This window comes from Bacteroides sp. ET71, assembly GCF_023336905.1.
Lineage (GTDB): Bacteria > Bacteroidota > Bacteroidia > Bacteroidales > Bacteroidaceae > Bacteroides.
The window spans coordinates 1-230 of record NZ_JAMBLS010000185.1 but is presented as its reverse complement, the minus strand read 5'-3'; the positions used below and the strand labels follow the sequence as shown (position 1 = coordinate 230).

The window sequence follows — 230 nt, the reverse complement described above, 5'->3', positions numbered from 1 at the left end:
GCCGCCATCGGCAGGGAGTACATGGAGAAGTTGGGCTACGGCAACCAGCCTTTCCTGATTTTTAAGCATACAGACATCGACCGCCACCACATCCACATCGTGTCCCTGCGCGTGGACAGCGGGGGCAGGAAGATTTCCGACCGCTTCGAGCACCGCCGGAGCAAGGAAATAACCGAGCAGTTGGAACAGAAGTACAGGCTGCATCCGGCAGAGGGACAGAAGAAGGCGGA

The 230-nt window shown here is 58.3% G+C and carries 1 protein-coding gene; it reads left to right on the top strand.

Going from position 1 to position 230, the window contains the following annotated elements; all coding sequences use genetic code 11:
• On the top strand, nt 1-230 hold a 230-nt coding region (locus tag M3090_RS15790; protein ID WP_249057826.1), incomplete at both ends, for a relaxase/mobilization nuclease domain-containing protein.